The sequence below is a fragment of the Ruegeria sp. C8 genome (genome assembly GCF_056537565.1).
In genome coordinates this window covers 1-18,276 of the sequence record NZ_JBQFRV010000027.1, presented here as the reverse complement: position 1 = coordinate 18,276, position 18,276 = coordinate 1, and the positions used below count along the sequence as shown (strand labels likewise).

Here is an 18,276-nt window from a genome sequence, read left to right as displayed (position 1 = left end):
CTGTTTGTCAAACACGCAAGCAGGGATCGTTCACCAATGAGAGAAGACCGCCACAGCCCTTTCCGCGACGCGCAGACCGACCGCTCGACCGCGAGCGAGGTGCCGGACACGCCCCAGACGCGGTCTCCGGCCTATCGCCTTGCCTTCGCCGATGAGGAATTCCTGTGCCGCGATGAGCTGCGCCCGGTGCGTCTACAGCTGGAACTGCTGAAACCCGAGATGATCATGAGCGAGCGTGAGATCACCTCGACCATCGTCATGTTTGGCGGCGCGCGTATTCCGGAACCGTCGCAGAAACACACCGCCCGCACCGAAATGCTTGCCGGTCTGTCCCAGTATTACGACGAGGCGCGCGAGTTCGCGCGACTTATGACCGAGAAATCGAACGAAACTGGCTGCCGCGAAAACGTCATCGTCACGGGTGGCGGCCCCGGCGTGATGGAGGCCGGAAACCGCGGCGCGCAAGATGCAGGTGGGTGCTCCATCGGTCTGAACATCGTGCTGCCGCATGAACAAGCGCCGAACCTTTATGTGACGCCGGACCTCAGCTTCAACTTCCACTATTTCGCCATCCGCAAGATGCATTTCCTGATGCGCGCTCGTGCCATCACCATCTTCCCCGGCGGCTTTGGCACGATGGATGAACTGTTCGAGTCCCTCACCCTGATCCAAACGGGACGGATGGAGCGTGTGCCCTTCCTGCTGTTTGGTCGCGAATTCTGGGAAAAGGTCATCAATTGGTCAGCGCTGGCCGATGCGGGCACGATCTCGGACGAAGACCTCGACCTGTTCCGCTTTGTCGACACCGCGCAAGAAGCGGTTGAGATCATCGAAAACTGGGAACCCGCCCCGCCTCGCGACGCCATTCCGGGACGCTGAGCCATGGCCAACAAACCCGGAGAAATGCTTCACCTGCGTGGCAACGCGTTGGAAAAGGGCGAACCCGTCGCCCTGCCGCTGACCCAAAGCAGCATGTACCACCTGCCTGGCCTGCCGGATGGGCATGCCACCTATGGCCGCGTCGACAACCCGACCTGGGTGCATCTGGAACATGTCTTGTCCCATCTTGAGGACGCGCCCTGCCTCAGCTTCCCGTCGGGCATGGCGGCCATCTCGGCCGCTTTGTTTGCAACCGTTCAGGCCGGTTCGCGCCTGTTGATCCCATCGGATGGCTACTACGTGACGCGCCTGCTGGCGGACAGGTTCTTGTCCCGACTGGGCGTTGCGGTCGAAGAACGGCCGACCACGGGCTTTGCCGACGGAGGGTTTGAGGGCTTCGACGTGGTCTTCGTCGAAAGCCCTTCGAACCCCGGCCTCGACATGATTGACCTTGCGGATGTAGCCAAACAGGTTCGCTCTGCCGGAGGCATCACCATTGCCGACAATACGACCCTGACACCTCTGGGCCAGCGCCCGCTGGATTTGGGCATCGACGTGGTCGTGTCCTCGGACACCAAGGCCATCGGTGGGCACTCGGACATGCTGATGGGCCACGTCGCCAGCCGCGACGCGCAGATCATGGAGCGGGTCGAGGAATGGCGCCGCGTCTCAGGCTCAATTCCCGGACCACACGAAGCATGGCTTCTGCATCGCGGGCTCGAGACTCTGGACGTGCGTTTTGATCGCATGTGCGCCTCGGCCCAGGTGCTGGCTGAGCGCCTAGCAGCGCATCCGGCCGTCAAGCACATCCGCTATCCCGGCTTGTCGGACGATCCGTCCCACGCGCTGGCGCAAGCTCAGACCACGCGGTTCGGGTTCCTGCTCTCGCTGACGCTGGAAAGCGAGGACAAGGCCGAGGCCTTCATCAACACCTGCCCTCTGCTGCGGCCCGCCACGTCTTTCGGCGGCGTTCACAGCTCGGCCGAGCGCCGCGCGCGGTGGGGTGACGCTGTCGACCCCGCCTTCATCCGCCTTTCGGTCGGGTGTGAGCCGGTTGATGAGCTTTGGCAGGCGTTCGAGGCCAGCCTGAACGCGCTCTGACTATTTCTTCGCTTCGCGCAGTTCTTTGAACACGTAGATCGGCAGCACCACGCTGGCGATCAACGCCCCCAGCCAGACCAACAGCGTTGCGGCCAGCAGGTTGGAAACACCCCCAACCGTCAGCCCCGAGGCAATCAGGTCGGTGACCAGGAGACCCACAAAGGTCACGATCAACGCGATCCCACCCTTCAGGGCCGGCGCCTTCTTTTCCCCCAGTTTCAGGATCAGCGGCTCGGCAATCACCTGAACGACGGTGAACACAAGAACCACAACGATGAATGAGATCGGCTTGATGGCAAAGCCGTTCAAAATGAGCGACGCCAGCAACAGGCCGATGGCATTCCCGGCCAGCAGGGCCAGAGCGGATTTGATTCTGCGCGACATTCAGGCTCTCCGTGTATGAACAGGTACAGACATGCAGATATTATCAAACCTGTAGGATTTTTCGAGCCAATTCAATTGCCTCTTCCTTTTGGTCGGTTGAAATCGCATGATAAAACACATTCATAAAGATCAGACCGACCCACATCCGCGAGAGGTGAGATGAGCGACGATCCCTATTCCGTCCTCGGCGTCGCCAAAGACGCCAGTGCCGCCGAGATCAAGAAAGCCTATCGGCGCATCGCCAAGGAATGCCACCCGGACCTCAAACCCGGTGATGCCGAGGCCGAGGCCAAGTTTAAAGCCGCCGCCGCTGCTTACGATCTGCTGAAAGACCCTGAAACCCGTGCCCGCTATGACAATGGCGAGATTGACGCTTCGGGTCAGGAGCGCCCTCAACAGCAATATTATCGCGACTATGCCGAGGCCGCCGGAAACCCCTATCGCGGACGGCAGGCGGACCCGGATGACATGTCAGACATCTTCGCCGAATTCATGCGCGGCCGCGGTGGGTTTGGCGACCAGCGCACGCAGGAATTCCATGCGCCGGGTCACAATCTGAATTACTCGCTACAGATCAGCTTTCTGGATGCCGTGTTTGGGGCCAGCCAAAAGCTTACCCTGCCCGATGGCAACCGGATCGAGGTTAAAATCCCGGCGGGTATCACCACGGGTCAAACCATCCGGCTGCGAGGCAAGGGCGCTCCTGGCTATGGTGAGGGGCCTCCGGGGGATGCGCTGGTCACGATTTCGGTCGCGGACCATCCGCTGTTCGACCGGCAAGGGGATGACATCCACATCACATTGCCGATCACCATCGATGAGGCTGTTCTGGGCGGCAAAGTGCCAGCCCCAACGATAGACGGTGGCGTCAACGTCACCGTCCCGGCCGGCACCAGCAGCGGCAAAACCCTGCGCCTGCGGGGTAAGGGAGTCAAAAAACGCGGCTCGTCCGAGCGGGGGGATCAACTGATCGAACTCACCGTCGCCCTGCCCGACCAGATCGACGACGACCTCAAGCAATTCATGGAAACATGGCGCGACGCCCATCACTATGATCCTCGGAAAGGAATGCCGTCATGACCCTGACCGAAGAGGAACTGATCGAAACCATCACTCGCCTGACCTCGGACCGCCTGACCGAATACCTGGCCGCCGAGATCGTGATCCCCGAGCAATCAGATCAAGGCGTGGTCTACCACAGCATCGACGTTGCCCGGCTGGAACTGGCCTGCGAACTGCACGAGCAATACGATATGGAGGCCGATGCTTTGTCGATGATGATCTCTCTGATCGACCAGATGCACGGGCTACGCGCTGAACTGCGTGAAGTTCTGAACGCGGTCGAGGCGCAACCCGATCCCGTGCGGCAGCAACTTATTGAGGTTATCGGAACCGCCCGCTTTCGTCGCGGATAGGTCTACTCACCTTTGATCTGGTAATCCTCGGGAACGTAGAAGGTGTAGTCCCTGTCGGCCACCTGCACGTGGCAGTCATGGCAATAGGCCACGGCCCCGGACCGATCGCCCAGAGTGTCGCCAAACAAAGACCCATCGGGCAGCACCATAATGTATCGCCAGTCTGCCGTCTCGGGATTGGCACCTTGGGCCAGTTTCTCCATCACGAACATCGCACCGGGGTAGATCTTGCCCTCATCCGTTACCGTCATGCTGTCCTTGGCAAGAACCGAGCCCATGGGCATAAGCTCACCCGGTTGCAGGGTCGCGTAGTTCAGCGCCATGCGATTGGCGTAGCTGTTCACGAACCGCTGCCCATGTGTGGCCGAGATATAGGGCGCATCATTGAAAAGCGGCCAGCTTTGGTAATTCAAAATGAGATCCAGTTGCGAGGTCGCGTAGCCACGCGCCATGCGTTTCGACAGCGCGCGATAATGCGCGTTGGCTTCGTCCTTACTCAGCTCGGCCGGATTTTCGATGGCCAGATGAGCGTCAGGGTCTTCCGCAAAAGCGCCCGCCGCAGATAGCGGTACAAATAGGACTGCAAATGCAATGGTTTTCAATTTACTTCGAGGTCGTTCAATCATTTGGGGCTCACCTGAAATATCAGTTTGCCTACATGCCGCGCGTAGCGAAGAAATAGGCTCGCGGCGAAAAAGCCCCGGCGTTTCAAGGGAAAGCCGAGCGTCCGAAACAGGACCGGACGCCCTAACACATAGCAAATATTGAAGACAAAATCAGCACCGGAAACATTAAGTTTACCGCTGCAACCCTTGGCAGAAATGGCTTAGTTACCGCTCAACCCAGCCTCAGCTTCGATCTGTTTACGCGATTTGCGCGCACGCTCGGTTGCCGATTTCAACTGACCACAGGCCGCCATGATATCCTCGCCGCGCGTCTTGCGGATGGGTGAGGCATAGCCGGCCTGGTAGATGATATTCGCAAAGGCCCGGATACGATTGTTCGAGCTGCGTTTGTACGGCGCACCAGGCCATTCGTTGAACGGAATCAGGTTGATCTTGGCCGGGATCTTATGACGTTTGATGTGGTCGATCAGACGATGCGCGTCCTCGTCGCTGTCGTTCACGCCATCCAGCATCACGTATTCGAACGTGATCCGTTCGGAATTCGAGACATTGGGGTAGCTGGCCAGCGCTTGCAACAACTCCTCGATGTTCCAGCGCTTGTTGATCGGCACCAGAACGTCGCGCGTCTCATCCGTGGTAGCGTGGAAGGAGATCGCCAGCAGGCAGCCGATCTCTTCAGCCGTACGCGCGATTTCCGGCACCACGCCGCTCGTCGACAGAGTGATCCGGCGGCGCGACAGGGAAATTCCTTCGGGGTCCATGGCGATCTTCATCGCGTCGCGGACGTTTTCGAAATTGTAGAGCGGCTCACCCATGCCCATCAGAACGATGTTCGACAGCAGGCGCGTCTCATCCTTCGGCGCACCGGGGGTCGGCCATTCCTCAAGATCATCGCGGGCCATCATCACCTGGCCCACAATCTCCGCCGCGGTCAGGTTGCGCACCAGTTTCTGCGTGCCGGTATGGCAGAAAGAGCAGGTCAGCGTACAACCTACCTGAGACGAGATACACAGCGTGCCGCGATCATCTTCGGGGATATAAACGACCTCGACCTCATGCCCGCCCGCAATACGACACAGGTATTTGCGTGTGCCGTCCTCTGACACCTGACGGGTGACCACTTCGGGAATTTCGATCACAAAGCTCTCGGCCAGTTGCGCGCGATAGGCTTTGGCCAGGTTAGTCATCAGTGCGAAATCACGCACGCCCCATTGGTAGATCCACTGCCAGATCTGACCAGTCCGCATCTTGGCCTGCTTTTCCGGCGTGCCATGTTCGATCAGAGCCGCGCGGAGCTGATCACGAGTCAGTCCGACAAGGTTCACCTTCCCCTCAGGCAGTTTGCGGGGGATGGTCATGACGTCTTGAGTGATCGGCGCTTTGGGCGACATTTGGGTACCTACTGGGCGTATCTCAGGTGGATTCTGGATTGGGATGCGCCTCTATATAGGATTGCGCGCAAAGATCAAAAGGAATCGTATTGACCCTTACGCGCTTTTATCGCCGGATCAGACCCCTGCAGGCGGGATAAAGCAATCCTCGGCATCCAGTGTTTTCACCGGATCTTCAGGCCCGCATTCTTCACCTGTAATCGGGTAGGTTTCAGGCTCTTTTTCACAGGCCGCCAGAACCAGTGAAGAAGCCAACATCAGAGTGATCAGAGTTTTGTCGAACATATTCAGACATCCTTTGTTATTACTGAACAAATTAGTTCAGATGCCAAAAGGACGCGCTTTGATACGGATCAAGCTTTCTGAATATTTGGTAGAATTATGCGAGAAGCTGCAAAATAGACGGGTCGCTTGTGATCGCGACCCGAAAGATCAGTTGGTGCAGCGCGTCTCCGCGTCTTCAATCGCGGCGGTGAAGCCCAGCAGAGAGAACGTGTCCTTTGTTTGCGTCCCGCGTTCCGAGCGTGCGGTCAGCACAGCCTCGGTCCCGCGCTTCATGGCGGTGACGATCTTGGCATCGTCCTGAGCAGTCGCCGGCCAGGCCCACTCGCCCTCGGTAAACAGTTCGAATTCAGACCCGTCTACAACCAGGTTCACCGTGGAACCGGCCGCAAAAGGGTAGCCACCGGTAAAGGTCACTTGTCCTTTGACCTCGGCATTCGGACGATAGAAGACAAACAGCAAGATGTCGCTGCGGCGCACAGAAACGACACGTCCGCCCCGCGTATTCACGGTTTCCTTGGGGGCCGAAACGCTCCAGCATTCGGTAGGATCATCTTCGACAAAAACGCTCCAATCCGTTTTTGCCGCGACGCGGTTTGTACTTGTCCCCTGCTGTGCGATTGCAGTTGTGGCCATACCCGCCACACACAGACCCGCAAGCACGCGGGTAAGCATTGATCCCATTTGTCCAGCCTCCTAGCTCGACCTTCTACCTCATACCCATCGGAAAGCCATGCGAACCCTGCCAGTTCGTCTTGGAAACGTTGCGCATTCCGATGATTGTCGACATACACACACTAACGCAGGTTTCGCCACAGGCGAAAGGGCGATTGGCAGAATTTTGCGCATAAATCCGGAGGTCCAGATGACGCAGCCCATCCCGATGACAGAACTGTGGCGCGGCGATTTGTTGGAAAGCCTGCATCTGGGCCATGCAGTGGTCTGCGATGACACCGGGCAGATCGTGCAAAGCTGGGGCGATCCGAACGCAGTGATCTTTCCACGCTCCTCGGCCAAGATGATCCAGGCTTTGCCTGTGGTTACGTCTGGCGCTGCGGCCAAATACGGGCTGAACTCGGAACATCTTGCGCTGGCCTGCGCCTCGCATAACGGGGCCGCCATTCACACGGATCGCGTCTCAGTCTGGCTGGATCATCTGGGTCTCACCGAGCATGATCTGCGCTGCGGCCCGCAAGAGCCCGCCGACATCGCCGCGCGCGACCGGCTTATTCTGGCCGACGATACGCCGTGCCAGATCCACAACAATTGCTCGGGGAAACACTGCGGGTTTCTGACCCTGTCTCAGCATATGGGGGCCGGACCGGAATACCTTGAGATCGACCACCCTGTTCAACAGGCCTGCTTGTCTGCCATCGAGGAAACAACCGGCGAGACTAGCCCCGGGTACGGCATCGACGGATGCTCGGCCCCGAATTTCGCGACTTCGCTGGTTGGGCTTGCGCGCTCCATGGCGTGGTTTGCCTCGGCCGCTGATCGGTCAGACCGGTCGAGCGATGCGGCGCAGCAACTGACCGCCGCGATGATCAAGCACCCAGAGCTTGTCGCGGGCGAAACCCGCGCCTGCACAGAGTTGATGCGCGCAATGAATGGGCGCGCTGCGATCAAGACCGGGGCCGAAGCCGTCTTTGTCGCGATCCTGCCGGATAAACGCATGGGCGTTGCTCTGAAGATCACCGATGGCACCACCCGCGCCAGTGAATGCGCCATCGCGGCCATTCTGGTCAGCCTCGGGGTGTTGGAGGCTGATCACCCGGCCACGCGCAAATTCATGAATGCCACGCAATACAGCCGCCGAGGACTGGAATGCGGCGTGATCCGACCCGCGCCGGGCTTTCCGAACTAAGGCAGCTACATCTCGATTTCGTGGATTTCCGCCACTTCGACCGAGCCAGATCCGTTTATGACCATCGGGCAGCCTTTGGCCATCTCGGTTGCATCATCAATGCTATCGGCTTTGATCACCGTGAAGCCAGAGGCCGGGTTAGCCCCGCCATTGTCGACAACGCCGCCGTTGCTGACGGTATAGGATTGGCCTACCGGGTTTCCCGGGATATCCAAAGCCTCGCCCATGTTCTGAAACCATGCGCCCCACGCGGCCATGGTTGCCTCGATCTCTGCGGGGTCAGTTGGGGTGTGGCCCCCGTGATAAACAAATAGATATTGGGGCATTTCGGTCCTCCCTGAATGAAATCTATTGGCACTGCGCTTCGAGTTTGCGCAGCGAGGATGTCCAGCCTGTGTTGTGGTTCTCAGCTGCCTCGGCGTCCACGAGTTCACGGTGATAGATAACAAGTCGGGCACCGGTTTCGGTTGCCACTATTGAAAAAGTCACATGGCTTTCCTGCCCGCGTTGATCCTGGTCGTCATGCCAACCCCAAGTGAAGCCAACCGAGTTCGGTGGATTAACATGCGTGACATGCCCCGAAACCTTGAATTGCTGCCCATCGCTGTTTTCCATCACCGAAAACCATGGGCCGGTTCTTGAAAAATCCAGACTGTGATCCGGCACATGCATGCCTTCCGGCCCCCACCAATGCAGTAGTTTCGAGCCATCTGTCACCCAAACAAAAAGATCTTCTGGGCTGACGGGAAAGTCCCGCTCCAATTTCAGGTCGGCCATGAATTTTCCCTTTCCAAGATGTCACCCAAACGATCCAGACTGCTTTCCCAGAACTGCCGTTTCGAGATCGTCCACTCGGCAATCGCACGAAGGCCTTCGGAGTGGACGGAATACAGCCTCTGGGTGCCCAGCACGCGCTGTTGCACCAATCCGGCCTCTCGCAGCACCTTCAGGTGGCGCGAGATTGCGGCACCTGACATACCTTTGCCTTCGACCAGGTCTCCGGCGGGCAGTTCACCGCCTTCCATCAGTTGCTCGACGATGGCAAACCGCGTGCGGTCAGATAGTGCGGAAAAGGCTGCAATAAGATCGGTCATGATTCTTATTTAACACAATTGTTAAATAAAGGAAAGCCTACCTTTTTGTCGGCGCCAATCAGGAAAATTGGCCGAGCCCCTTCTTTTCGTGTATATGTGAAAAGGTTCATAGACCTGCTCCAAAGACACAAGTTACGGTGTTATGTGTGAGTTTAATAAGTTGTTTTATTTTAGGAGGCTTGAGATGCGCTTCGCGTCCACTTCATTGTTTATCGCCTGTACCCTTGTTGTTGCAGGCTGTGCATCCCCTTGGTCACAGACTGAGACTGTAACCCCTGCTGCAACCGCCCCTCAACCAACCCCTGCGGCGGCCGTAGCGACAACTCCCGCGCCTGCGCCCGCAACGACGGCGGCAGCAGCCCCCGCGGTGACCCCAACGGCCGTTTCATCGACAGCGCCTCAAAATGCGTATGACCGCGACGGCGGAGATGGTGGTGGCGGCGGCGGCGGTGGCGGCGGCGGTGGCGGCGGTGGCGGCTGGGGCGGTTAAGCCGGAGACGACACCACATGCTTAAGCTTGGGTCTAAAACTGGTCGGCGCCATTTACTAGCAGCTGCGTCTATCCTGACGATTTGCGCAAGCGGCCTCAGCGCGCAGTCCTCGTCGGCAACCAGCGCGAACAGCAGGGTTGCGATCGTCATCGGCAATCAGGACTACACGAGCGTTGGCGACCTGACCAATGCCAGAAAAGACGCCGAAGACATTGCGGACATGCTGCGAGACTTCGATTTCCAAGTCTTCGACGGCTATGACCTGACTAAACGCGAGTTTGAAGAGCTGATCCGCACAGCGGTTCTGAACATCCCGGATTCCGCAGATGTTCTGTTCTACTATGCGGGTCACGGCATTCAGATCGGGCGGCGAAACTATTTGCTGCCCGTGGATGCCAAGTTTGAAAGCGTCTATGATGTGCCACTGGCAACGATGACGCTGGATCGCGTGATTGACACCCTGTCCGCCCGTAGCGCGGCCCACGTGGCCATTCTGGACTCGTGCAGGGACAATCCGTTTCAAGACCTCAGATTGGCGGCCGATCTGGACGCCAACCTTTTTGAGACTCGCGAAGGGTTCGACGTCTTCAAAACGCCGCTGAATTCTCTGGTGGCCTATTCAACCTCGCCCGGTGCGGTGGCCAGTGATGGCGAAATCGGCCACAACAGCCCCTATACGGCGGCCGTTCTGGAAACCGCCCAATCCTCTCCGTTTGAGAATATCCAACAGCTCTTTCCGGTCATACGCGAACGGGTTCACACCAAAACATCGGGGCAGCAGATCCCCTGGGAAAGCTCGACACTGGTGCGCCCGTTCTATCTGGCGCAGCAAAAGGTCGAGGTTGAACCAGAGGCGCTGCAGGATGGTGCCGCCCAATCCCTCTCGCTCAGCTATCAGTTTGATAAATCCGTCCCATTGTCCCAAAGCCTGAGCCAAGCGCTGGGAAGGGACATTGTAGATGTGCGGGTGACGGAAACCCCTGACCGGGGTGCTGTCAGCGCAAGCGAAACATCTCTGACCTATACGCCCGAGATCACGGACACACGTGCCGTTGACCTGCCCAAAACCGATTTTGCCGATACCTTCGCAGTCGAAGTCGTAACCGCTGATCAGACGCGACAGACGGTTGAGGTCTCTCTGGAATTGGGGATGAATGCCTGCGATCTCGAAGCGGGGGATGCGCTGGATCTTAATGGCGTTGGCGTGTTTCGCCTGCCGAATGAGCTGGATATCACCAAAGGTCTGGCCGCCTGTTCGCAAGCGGTCGAGGACTATCCGGAAAACGCGCGGTTCCAGTATCAACTGGGCCGTTTGCAACAAGCCGCAGGAAATGTGCCAGGCGCCTTTGAGAGTTTCACGACCGCTGTCGACGGCGGGCATATTCGCGCCAAATACGCTCTGGCAACTTTGTTGGATACACAGCGCATCGACCGCGCGGTCACCAAGACCCCTTATGACCCGGACAAAGCGCGCGCCCTGTTAGAAGAAGCCATCGCCCAGCAAGACCCCTATGCCATGCACCGGCTGGGCCAACAACTGCTGCGCAAAGGTGAAACGACCGAAGAGAAAAACCGCGGCTTTGAGCTGTTGGAACGCTCGGTCGAGCTTGGACATACCTATTCGATGAATGAACTGGGCATGTATTTCCTGCGTGAAAACTCGGAACGCTATATCCCCGAGCGTGGGTTGCGATATCTCCGCGCTTCCGAACTACGGCAGGACATCTATGGGTACGACAATCTGGCCTATGTCTCGCTGAATGGTCTGGGCGGCAATCCGGTCGATTTCGATAAGGCGGAGTCCTACTTTCTGGCGGCAGCCCAAGGCGGGCACCCAACCGCTCCGGCAAGTATCGCCCGCATGATCATGCGGGACCAGCTACAAGGCCGGCCCCGTACCGAGGCTTTGGCCTGGTACGACACATCGCTGGAACGCGGTGATGCCTGGGGCGGTGCGAACGGAGCTTATATCATTCTGGATGGTCAGGTACCGGGCAAACGTCCGGCCGATGCGGCGCTCAGGGCGGCCAAAGCAGCCCTACTGCCGAATGAGGAACCTGCCGCGCAGGCTCAGTCGCAGCTGGACAGACTCTCGCGCGGGGATCTGGATCGGGCATTGCAACTGGCGCTGAATGAACTTGGGGAGAATGTCACCGTCGATGGCCAAGTCGGCCCGGCGACTTTGACTGCGCTCGAGAATATCAGCGCCAAGTTCGGTGTTCCGGTTCCCTATGCCGCCGCCAGCGATCCAAAGGCCCGGTTGTTGCTGGCCGCGCGTGTGTACTGGGCGCAGAATCCGGTGCGCTTTGACTTGTTCTAGACGCTGAAATCAGCCTTTCTAAAGCCTTGAATGTAAAGCAGGGCCGTCAGGTCTCCGTGATTGATCCGCACGTCGCACTCAGCCGCAACCGAGGGCTTCGCGTGCAGTGCAACGCCGGTTCCGGCCCGCCCCAGCATGCCCAGATCGTTAGCTCCGTCTCCAACTGCGATCACGTCGCCCTCGGACAATCCAAGCGTTGCGGTGATCCGCTCGAGTGACTCCACCTTGGCCTGCCGCCCGAGGATCGGGCGCTGCACATCACCCGTCAGCTGCCCATTCTCGGTCAAAAGCGTGTTCGCCCGGTTCTCATCAAACCCCAACTGCGCGGCCACACGGGCTGTGAACGCCGTGAACCCACCCGAGACCAAGGCCGCATAGCCGCCAGCCGCGCGCATGGTCGCCACCAACTCGCGCCCGCCGGGCATGAGGGTGATCCGCGTGTTCAGAACGTGGTCAATGACCGCCTCGTCCAGCCCTTTCAACAAGCCAACCCGTTCGATCAGCGCGCCTTCGAAATCCAGCTCACCATTCATCGCGCGAGCGGTGATGTCCTTGACGCGCTCACCCACGCCCGCCTCATCCGCCAGCTCATCAATGCATTCCTGCTGGATCATGGTGCTGTCCATATCCGCCAGCAGCATTTTCTTGCGCCGCCCTTCGGACGCCTGAACGACCAGATCAACGCCCATCTCTTGCAGATCGGTCCAGACATCCCAGCGATTGTCTGGCATCTCGGGCAGCGTGAACTCGGCCGCCTCACCGGGGTTGAGCCACGTGACCTCACCCCCGCCCCACGCATTTCGCAACGCGTCCACCATCGGGACCTCAAGCGAGGGCGTGGCGGGATTTGTGAGCAAGGTGGCAACGTACATGGCAGGTCTCCGGCAATCTGCATAGCGCATATCGCAGGTGCAGCATTTTCGCCAGAGTTGGTTGGAAATATCTGCCAAACGGGGCTTTACGGTCCCGGTTTTCCCAGCCAGATTCAGCCCGCGACGCACGGAAAGGAACACCGAATGGCCAACCCGCTTTATGATCGTCTGTTTGGCATTCACGCTGGGAAAACCACTCCGTTCCTGTATCTGCCCGACGGTCAGGTTCTGACCCATGCCACCTTTCTCGACACGGCCGCGCGGCTGGCCAACGCGCTGACGGGGCTGGAGCTGGAGCCCGGAGATCGCGTCGCGGTTCAAGTCGAAAAATCGCCCGAGGCGCTTGCTCTCTACGCCGCTTGCGCGCAGACCGGGCTTATCTTCTTGCCGCTCAACACCGCCTATACGACCACTGAGCTGCAGTATTTCATCGAAAACAGCGGCGCAAAGCTGGTAGTCTGCGATATCGCGAACGAGGCTGGCCTGAGCCCGATTGCCCAAGCGCAGAACGCCCATATTGCAACTCTGAACGCCGATGGCAGTGGCAGCCTGATGCGCCGGGCGCTGGGAATGCTGCCTGCGTATGAACCTGTTTCACGGTCCGAAGATGATCTGGCCGCGTTCCTTTATACCTCAGGCACCACGGGGCGGTCGAAAGGTGCGATGCTGACGCAGGCCAACCTGCTGTCCAATGCCGAAACGCTGGTGCAGCAATGGCGCTTCACCAAGGACGATGTGCTGCTGCATGCGCTGCCGATCTTTCACACCCATGGCCTGTTCGTTGCAACCAATGTGGTGCTGGCCTCAGGCGGGTCGATGATCTTTCTGCCCGAGTTCGATCTGGACAACATCCTGCGTCTGATGCCGGGTGCCACTTCGATGATGGGGGTGCCGACCTTCTACACCCGCCTGCTAGGCGATGACCGGTTTACCAGCGATCTGACGCGCCATATGCGGCTGTTCATTTCGGGCTCGGCGCCTCTGCTGGCAGAGACTCATGAGCTGTTCGAGGCCCGCACCGGGCATCGTATCCTCGAACGCTATGGCATGACCGAAACCAACATGAACACCTCAAACCCCTATGACGGCGAGCGCCGCGCCGGGACCGTCGGGTTCCCGCTGCCGGATGTCGAGCTGAAGGTTACGGACCCCGAAACGGGCGCGCCTCTGCCCCAAGGTGAGATCGGCATGATCGAGGTACGCGGTCCGAACGTCTTCAAAGGCTATTGGCAGATGCCCGAGAAAACCGAGGCCGAGCTGCGCGAGGACGGGTTCTTTATCACCGGCGATCTGGGCCGGGTGGACGAGGATGGCTATGTCCATATCGTCGGCCGCGGCAAAGACCTGATCATCTCGGGCGGCTACAACATCTACCCTAAGGAAATCGAGCTGTTGTTGGATGACCAACCCGGTGTTCTGGAAAGCGCGGTCATCGGTGTGCCGCATCCGGACTTTGGTGAAACGGTGCTGGGCATTCTGGTGCCTCAACCCGGACAGGTGCTTGATCTGGATGCCATTCTGGCGCGCGTTCAGGATCAGCTGGCCCGGTTCAAACATCCGCGCAAACTGATCGTTCTGGATGAACTACCCCGCAACACCATGGGCAAGGTGCAAAAGAACGCCCTGCGCGAGACCTATAAAGACAGCTTTACACAAGGCTGACCCGGCCCTTTTCAGTCAACTCCCAACAGGTGCGGCCTTCGAAGACAACGACACTGGCCGGGCGTCCATACCCCGCGCCGGTATCCAGATTCACACGGTTCCCGCAATACGTCACCCGGTCGACCGGAGTATGGCCATGGACGATCAACTTGGGATGGGGCTCGGTATGTTTCAAAAACTCCTGCCGAATCCAGACCAGATCGTTTTCGTCCTGCTGATCCAGCGCGATACCGGGGCGGATGCCCGCATGAACGAAAGCCAGATCGGGTGTCTGGTGCATCAAAACCAGCCCGCGCAGGAACGCACGATGATCCTCGGGCACGGCCTGCAACGCCATGGCGTGCAGATCCTCAAGCCGGGTTTGTCCCTCGAACACGATACCATAGCTGGCAAGTGTTTCGACCCCGCCCAGACGCTCATGCAGCCAGTGGTAACCGACCAGAAGATGCGGATCATGGCGGGGGAAATCCTCGAGGAACCATGCAAACATGCGGTCGTGATTTCCTAGTAAGGTAATCCAGTCCCGCCCTGCCGCGCATCCCGCGATCAAGCGGTCCAGAACGCCCCGGCTATCCGGTCCCCGGTCGGTATAGTCGCCCAGAAACACCACCTGAGCCTCAGGCCCGCCGTCGCGGTCGATCAATGAGAGGAGTCGGTCGAACTCGGCGCTCTGCCCGTGCAGGTCGCCAATGGCGTAAATCGGTTTGGTCATGAAAAGGTCTCGTCTGCTGTTACGGCAGTTTAGAGGCTAAAGCGTTGATAGCGCAATCAGGAACACCCGCGCCGGTCCTTGGCGCGGGTGTCAAATTGTCTGAAATGACAAAGGGTGCCAATCAGGCGACGTCGAACTCCAGCGGTTTGATCTGCGTGAACAAGCCCGTTTCCGCCAGCTTTGCGCGCGCCTCGGCTGGCACAGGTTCGTCCACATAGAGCAGCGCAATGGCCTCACCCCCCGCCTCAGACCGGCCGAGGGTAAAGTTCGCGATGTTGACGTCGTTCTCGCCCATGGTCTGACCCAGCGCACCGATGATGCCCGGCACATCCTCGTTGGTGGTGTAGAGCATATGCGCCCCGATCTCGGCGTCGATATTTATGCCTTTGATCTGGATGAAGCGCGGCTTGCCATCGCTGAACACTGTCCCACCGATCGAGCGTTCGCGCTTGGTGGTCACGACGGTGACCTTGATGTAGCCCTCAAACGCACCGGACTTGTCCTGATTGGTGGTCGAGATCTTGATGCCACGCTCTTTGGCGACAACCGGCGCCGAGACCATGTTCACCTCGGGATTGAACTTCTTCATAATCCCCGCAACGACGGCGCAGTTCAGAGCAGCCAGGTTCATTTCAGCCGCGACACCGTCATAGAGAATGTTGATCGCCTGCACCGGCTCATCGGTCATCTGGCCGATGAAGCTGCCAAGATGGCCCGCCAGTTTGATCCACGGCCCCATGACCTTAGCCTCTTCAGCGGTGACGCTGGGCATGTTCAACGCATTTTCCACCGCACCGGTCAGCAGATAGTTCGAGATCTGCTCCGCCACCTGTAGCGCCACGTTCTCCTGCGCCTCGGTCGTTGCCGCGCCAAGGTGAGGCGTGCAGACCACGTTGGGCAGGTTGAACAGAGCGTTTTCTTTCGCCGGCTCTTCGCTGAACACGTCAAACGCCGCGCCGGCAACATGGCCCGATTGCAGTGCCTCGGCCAGCGCGTCTTCGTCGACCAGACCACCGCGGGCACAGTTGATGATCCGCACGCCCTTCTTGGTCTTCGCAAGGTTTTCTCGGCTCAGGATATTGCGGGTCTGATCGGTCAGCGGAACATGCAGAGTGATAAAGTCAGCGCGGGCCAGCAGCTCGTCCAGCTCGACCTTTTCAACACCCATCTGCGCGGCTTTCTCTTCACCCAGATAGGGGTCATAGGCCACAACCTTCATCTTCAGGCCAAGCGCGCGCTCACACACGATACCGCCGATATTGCCCGCCCCGATCACGCCGAGGGTTTTGTTGGTCAGCTCAATCCCCATGAACTTGGACTTTTCCCATTTACCCGCATGGGTCGAGGTGCTGGCTTCGGGGATTTGCCGCGCCACGGCGAACATCATCGCAATCGCATGCTCGGCGGTGGTGATCATGTTGCCGAAGGGCGTGTTCATCACGATCACACCCTTTTTCGAGGCCGCATCCTTGTCGATATTGTCGGTCCCGATCCCGGCACGACCGATCACTTTCAGTTTGTCGGCCTTCTCCAGAATGGTCGGTGTGACCTTGGTGGCCGAACGAATGGCAAGGCCGTCATACTGACCGATCACCTCGGCCAGTTTGTCTTTGTCCTTGCCCAGATCGGGCATGAAATCCACGTCGATGCCGCGATCGCGGAAGATTTGCACGGCGGTTTCGCTGAGCTTGTCAGATACGAGTACTTTGGGGGCCATATTCTCTGGTCCTTGAATTGTATGGAAGGTCCGGGCCTGGGGCGGCCCGGTGAAAAGTCAGGCAGCCTCAGACTGTGCCGCGATCTCGGCCTCGAAGGCCCAAGCCAGCCAAGGCAGCATCGCTTCGATATCCGAGGTCTCAACCGTGCCACCGCACCAGATCCGCAGGCCTGCAGGCGCGTCACGATAGGCGCCGATGTCCAAGGCGATATTCTCGGCCTCAAGCCGTTTGGCCACGGCTTTCGCGAATGCTGCACCGTCCTGAATGCGCCCATCCGTGAATTTCAGGCAGACCGAGGTGTTCGATTGCGTCGCCGCATCTTCGGCCAGATTGGCGATCCAATCGTTTTGGTCGCAGAAGGCGTGAACCGCACCGGCATTGGCATCAGCACGGGCGATCAGCCCCTGCAACCCACCAACTGAGCGCGCCCAATCCAGCGCAAACAGGTAATCCTCAACCGCTAGCATCGAGGGCGTGTTGATCGTAGCCCCGGTAAAGATACTGTCGATTAATTTGCCACCTTTGGTCAGGCGGAAAATCTTGGGAAGCGGCCATGCGGGCGTGTAGCTCTCCAATCTCTCAACGGCATGGGGCGAAAGGATCAGCATCCCGTGGGCCGCTTCTCCGCCCAGCACTTTCTGCCAGCTGAAGGTGGTCACATCCAGCTTGTCCCAGGGCAGGTCCATCGCAAACGCGGCCGAGGTCGCATCACAGATCGTCAGACCCCGACGGTCATCGGCGATCCAGTCGCCATTGGGCACCCGAACGCCCGAGGTTGTGCCGTTCCACGTAAACACCACGTCATTGGCAAAATCGACCGAAGCAAGATCGACGATCCGCCCGTAATCTGCGGTCTTTACCTCAGCGTCGATCTTCAGCTGCTTGACCACGTCAGTCACCCAGCCCGCGCCGAAGCTCTCCCACGCCAGCATCTCAACCTTGCGCTCACCCAGCAGCGACCAAAGCGCCATCTCAACCGCGCCGGTGTCCGACGCGGGAACAATACCGATCTTGTAGTCCGCTGGAATGCCCAACACCTCACGCGTGCCTTCGATGGCCGCTTTCAGCTTGTCCTTGCCAACGGCCGCGCGGTGCGAACGACCCAGCGCGGCATCAGCCAATTTGGACAGATCAAATGTGGGGGGTTTGGCACAGGGGCCTGAGGAAAAACGCGGATTCGCCGGCCGCGTGACCGGTTGTTCTTTTGTCATCTGTATTACCCTTCCAGATACACGCCCCTCGTTGGGGAGGGGTGTCCCACGGACAGAGCTATGGGGGCTTTGCAGATGCAGCAAGCGGAAAAGACGCTATTGCGACAGAAAACGACATGCCTGAGGCGTACAAATCAGAACGCAGGTTTCCGATAAGCGAAAACCCCGCCGATTTTTCGGCGGGGGTTTGTAGTTTTATTCTGCGGCTTCTTCGTATGCTTCCATTGGTGGGCATGTGCAGACGAGGTTTCGGT

20 protein-coding genes are annotated in these 18,276 nt (G+C 58.9%); 8 read left to right on the top strand and 12 right to left on the bottom strand.

All coding sequences use genetic code 11. The features are described from left to right. Positions 1-36 precede the first annotated feature (36 nt). Both ACR0KL_RS22025 and ACR0KL_RS22020 read left to right on the top strand, forming a co-directional pair. Positions 37-879 carry an LOG family protein gene (locus ACR0KL_RS22025; RefSeq protein WP_480777515.1) on the top strand — a complete coding sequence of 281 codons (843 nt, stop codon included), beginning with the start codon at positions 37-39 and terminating at the stop codon, positions 877-879. A 3-nt stretch (positions 880-882) separates the two neighbouring features. Then, a complete protein-coding gene (locus tag ACR0KL_RS22020) occupies positions 883-1,980 on the top strand; it encodes a cystathionine gamma-lyase (protein ID WP_480777514.1) in 1,098 nt (365 codons plus the stop codon). On the opposite strand, the gene ACR0KL_RS22015 is transcribed toward ACR0KL_RS22020, so the two are convergent. Beyond that, complete coding sequence (locus ACR0KL_RS22015) at positions 1,981-2,364, bottom strand: hypothetical protein (protein WP_170644204.1); 384 nt, start codon at positions 2,362-2,364, stop codon at positions 1,981-1,983. Between the two features lie 159 nt (positions 2,365-2,523). Here ACR0KL_RS22015 and ACR0KL_RS22010 point away from each other — a divergent pair, with 159 nt between their 5' ends. Next, on the top strand, positions 2,524-3,444 hold the full coding sequence (locus tag ACR0KL_RS22010; RefSeq protein WP_170662969.1) for a J domain-containing protein: 921 nt from the start codon (positions 2,524-2,526) through the stop codon (positions 3,442-3,444). Beyond that, positions 3,441-3,779: a hypothetical protein gene (locus ACR0KL_RS22005; protein ID WP_170375995.1), complete on the top strand. Its 339-nt coding sequence runs from the start codon at positions 3,441-3,443 to the stop codon at positions 3,777-3,779. The genes ACR0KL_RS22010 and ACR0KL_RS22005 overlap by 4 nt, the downstream gene beginning before the upstream one ends. Positions 3,780-3,781: 2 nt before the next feature. On the opposite strand, the gene ACR0KL_RS22000 is transcribed toward ACR0KL_RS22005, so the two are convergent. The 4 genes from ACR0KL_RS22000 to ACR0KL_RS21985 form a co-directional block, all read right to left on the bottom strand. Then, a complete protein-coding gene (locus ACR0KL_RS22000) occupies positions 3,782-4,405 on the bottom strand; it encodes a cytochrome P460 family protein (protein WP_170680959.1) in 624 nt (207 codons plus the stop codon). Positions 4,406-4,605: 200 nt separating this feature from the next. Next, positions 4,606-5,796: a dual-specificity RNA methyltransferase RlmN gene (gene rlmN, locus ACR0KL_RS21995; RefSeq protein WP_170680957.1), complete on the bottom strand. Its 1,191-nt coding sequence runs from the start codon at positions 5,794-5,796 to the stop codon at positions 4,606-4,608. 117 nt (positions 5,797-5,913) lie between these two features. Continuing rightward, positions 5,914-6,081, bottom strand: coding sequence for a hypothetical protein (locus ACR0KL_RS21990; RefSeq protein WP_170376001.1), 168 nt, complete (start codon positions 6,079-6,081; stop codon positions 5,914-5,916). Between the two features lie 147 nt (positions 6,082-6,228). Further along, a complete protein-coding gene (locus ACR0KL_RS21985) occupies positions 6,229-6,762 on the bottom strand; it encodes an invasion associated locus B family protein (protein WP_170376002.1) in 534 nt (177 codons plus the stop codon). Positions 6,763-6,943: 181 nt separating this feature from the next. On the opposite strand from ACR0KL_RS21985, the gene ACR0KL_RS21980 reads away from it, so the two are divergent. Then, entirely contained in the window at positions 6,944-7,942 is a 999-nt protein-coding gene (locus ACR0KL_RS21980; protein WP_170637815.1) for an asparaginase, read from the top strand. A gap of 5 nt (positions 7,943-7,947) precedes the next feature. Here the strand turns inward: ACR0KL_RS21980 and ACR0KL_RS21975 are convergent, their stop codons facing one another. From ACR0KL_RS21975 to ACR0KL_RS21965, 3 genes are read right to left on the bottom strand one after another with little or no spacing between them, the layout of a single operon-like run. Then, on the bottom strand, positions 7,948-8,268 hold the full coding sequence (locus tag ACR0KL_RS21975; RefSeq protein WP_170637813.1) for a YciI family protein: 321 nt from the start codon (positions 8,266-8,268) through the stop codon (positions 7,948-7,950). 22 nt (positions 8,269-8,290) lie between these two features. After that, positions 8,291-8,719 (bottom strand): SRPBCC family protein, encoded by a 429-nt coding sequence (locus tag ACR0KL_RS21970; RefSeq protein WP_480777513.1) that lies wholly within the window; start codon positions 8,717-8,719, stop codon positions 8,291-8,293. Next, positions 8,707-9,036 carry a metalloregulator ArsR/SmtB family transcription factor gene (locus ACR0KL_RS21965; protein WP_170680953.1) on the bottom strand — a complete coding sequence of 110 codons (330 nt, stop codon included), beginning with the start codon at positions 9,034-9,036 and terminating at the stop codon, positions 8,707-8,709. The genes ACR0KL_RS21970 and ACR0KL_RS21965 overlap by 13 nt, the downstream gene beginning before the upstream one ends. A 184-nt stretch (positions 9,037-9,220) precedes the next feature. Between ACR0KL_RS21965 and ACR0KL_RS21960 the strand changes: the two genes are divergently transcribed. After that, entirely contained in the window at positions 9,221-9,526 is a 306-nt protein-coding gene (locus tag ACR0KL_RS21960; RefSeq protein WP_480777512.1) for a hypothetical protein, read from the top strand. 17 nt (positions 9,527-9,543) lie between these two features. Then, complete coding sequence (locus ACR0KL_RS21955) at positions 9,544-11,847, top strand: caspase family protein (protein ID WP_480777511.1); 2,304 nt, start codon at positions 9,544-9,546, stop codon at positions 11,845-11,847. Here the strand turns inward: ACR0KL_RS21955 and serB are convergent. Continuing rightward, positions 11,844-12,719 (bottom strand): phosphoserine phosphatase SerB, encoded by an 876-nt coding sequence (serB, locus tag ACR0KL_RS21950; protein ID WP_480777510.1) that lies wholly within the window; start codon positions 12,717-12,719, stop codon positions 11,844-11,846. The two genes, ACR0KL_RS21955 and serB, sit on opposite strands and share 4 nt — an antisense overlap. Positions 12,720-12,863: 144 nt before the next feature. Here serB and ACR0KL_RS21945 point away from each other — a divergent pair, with 144 nt between their 5' ends. Further along, positions 12,864-14,381, top strand: coding sequence for a malonate--CoA ligase (locus ACR0KL_RS21945; protein ID WP_480777509.1), 1,518 nt, complete (start codon positions 12,864-12,866; stop codon positions 14,379-14,381). On the opposite strand, the gene ACR0KL_RS21940 is transcribed toward ACR0KL_RS21945, so the two are convergent. From ACR0KL_RS21940 to ACR0KL_RS21930, 3 genes are all read right to left on the bottom strand, one after another. Continuing rightward, positions 14,368-15,093: a metallophosphoesterase family protein gene (locus tag ACR0KL_RS21940; RefSeq protein WP_170680943.1), complete on the bottom strand. Its 726-nt coding sequence runs from the start codon at positions 15,091-15,093 to the stop codon at positions 14,368-14,370. The genes ACR0KL_RS21945 and ACR0KL_RS21940 overlap by 14 nt on opposite strands. 121 nt (positions 15,094-15,214) lie before the next feature. Continuing rightward, positions 15,215-16,810, bottom strand: coding sequence for a phosphoglycerate dehydrogenase (gene serA / locus ACR0KL_RS21935; RefSeq protein WP_170482243.1), 1,596 nt, complete (start codon positions 16,808-16,810; stop codon positions 15,215-15,217). Positions 16,811-16,867: 57 nt separating this feature from the next. Then, complete coding sequence (locus ACR0KL_RS21930) at positions 16,868-18,022, bottom strand: phosphoserine transaminase (protein ID WP_170680941.1); 1,155 nt, start codon at positions 18,020-18,022, stop codon at positions 16,868-16,870. Positions 18,023-18,276 lie beyond the last annotated feature (254 nt).

Coding starts and splice junctions, on each gene's coding strand:
- ACR0KL_RS22025 (WP_480777515.1), top strand. CDS start 37: ATGAGAGAAGACCGCCACAGCCCTTTCCGCGACGCGCAGACCGACCGC.
- ACR0KL_RS22020 (WP_480777514.1), top strand. CDS start 883: ATGGCCAACAAACCCGGAGAAATGCTTCACCTGCGTGGCAACGCGTTG.
- ACR0KL_RS22015 (WP_170644204.1), bottom strand. CDS start 2,364: ATGTCGCGCAGAATCAAATCCGCTCTGGCCCTGCTGGCCGGGAATGCC.
- ACR0KL_RS22010 (WP_170662969.1), top strand. CDS start 2,524: ATGAGCGACGATCCCTATTCCGTCCTCGGCGTCGCCAAAGACGCCAGT.
- ACR0KL_RS22005 (WP_170375995.1), top strand. CDS start 3,441: ATGACCCTGACCGAAGAGGAACTGATCGAAACCATCACTCGCCTGACC.
- ACR0KL_RS22000 (WP_170680959.1), bottom strand. CDS start 4,405: ATGATTGAACGACCTCGAAGTAAATTGAAAACCATTGCATTTGCAGTC.
- rlmN (WP_170680957.1), bottom strand. CDS start 5,796: ATGTCGCCCAAAGCGCCGATCACTCAAGACGTCATGACCATCCCCCGC.
- ACR0KL_RS21990 (WP_170376001.1), bottom strand. CDS start 6,081: ATGTTCGACAAAACTCTGATCACTCTGATGTTGGCTTCTTCACTGGTT.
- ACR0KL_RS21985 (WP_170376002.1), bottom strand. CDS start 6,762: ATGGGATCAATGCTTACCCGCGTGCTTGCGGGTCTGTGTGTGGCGGGT.
- ACR0KL_RS21980 (WP_170637815.1), top strand. CDS start 6,944: ATGACGCAGCCCATCCCGATGACAGAACTGTGGCGCGGCGATTTGTTG.
- ACR0KL_RS21975 (WP_170637813.1), bottom strand. CDS start 8,268: ATGCCCCAATATCTATTTGTTTATCACGGGGGCCACACCCCAACTGAC.
- ACR0KL_RS21970 (WP_480777513.1), bottom strand. CDS start 8,719: ATGGCCGACCTGAAATTGGAGCGGGACTTTCCCGTCAGCCCAGAAGAT.
- ACR0KL_RS21965 (WP_170680953.1), bottom strand. CDS start 9,036: ATGACCGATCTTATTGCAGCCTTTTCCGCACTATCTGACCGCACGCGG.
- ACR0KL_RS21960 (WP_480777512.1), top strand. CDS start 9,221: ATGCGCTTCGCGTCCACTTCATTGTTTATCGCCTGTACCCTTGTTGTT.
- ACR0KL_RS21955 (WP_480777511.1), top strand. CDS start 9,544: ATGCTTAAGCTTGGGTCTAAAACTGGTCGGCGCCATTTACTAGCAGCT.
- serB (WP_480777510.1), bottom strand. CDS start 12,719: ATGTACGTTGCCACCTTGCTCACAAATCCCGCCACGCCCTCGCTTGAG.
- ACR0KL_RS21945 (WP_480777509.1), top strand. CDS start 12,864: ATGGCCAACCCGCTTTATGATCGTCTGTTTGGCATTCACGCTGGGAAA.
- ACR0KL_RS21940 (WP_170680943.1), bottom strand. CDS start 15,093: ATGACCAAACCGATTTACGCCATTGGCGACCTGCACGGGCAGAGCGCC.
- serA (WP_170482243.1), bottom strand. CDS start 16,810: ATGGCCCCCAAAGTACTCGTATCTGACAAGCTCAGCGAAACCGCCGTG.
- ACR0KL_RS21930 (WP_170680941.1), bottom strand. CDS start 18,022: ATGACAAAAGAACAACCGGTCACGCGGCCGGCGAATCCGCGTTTTTCC.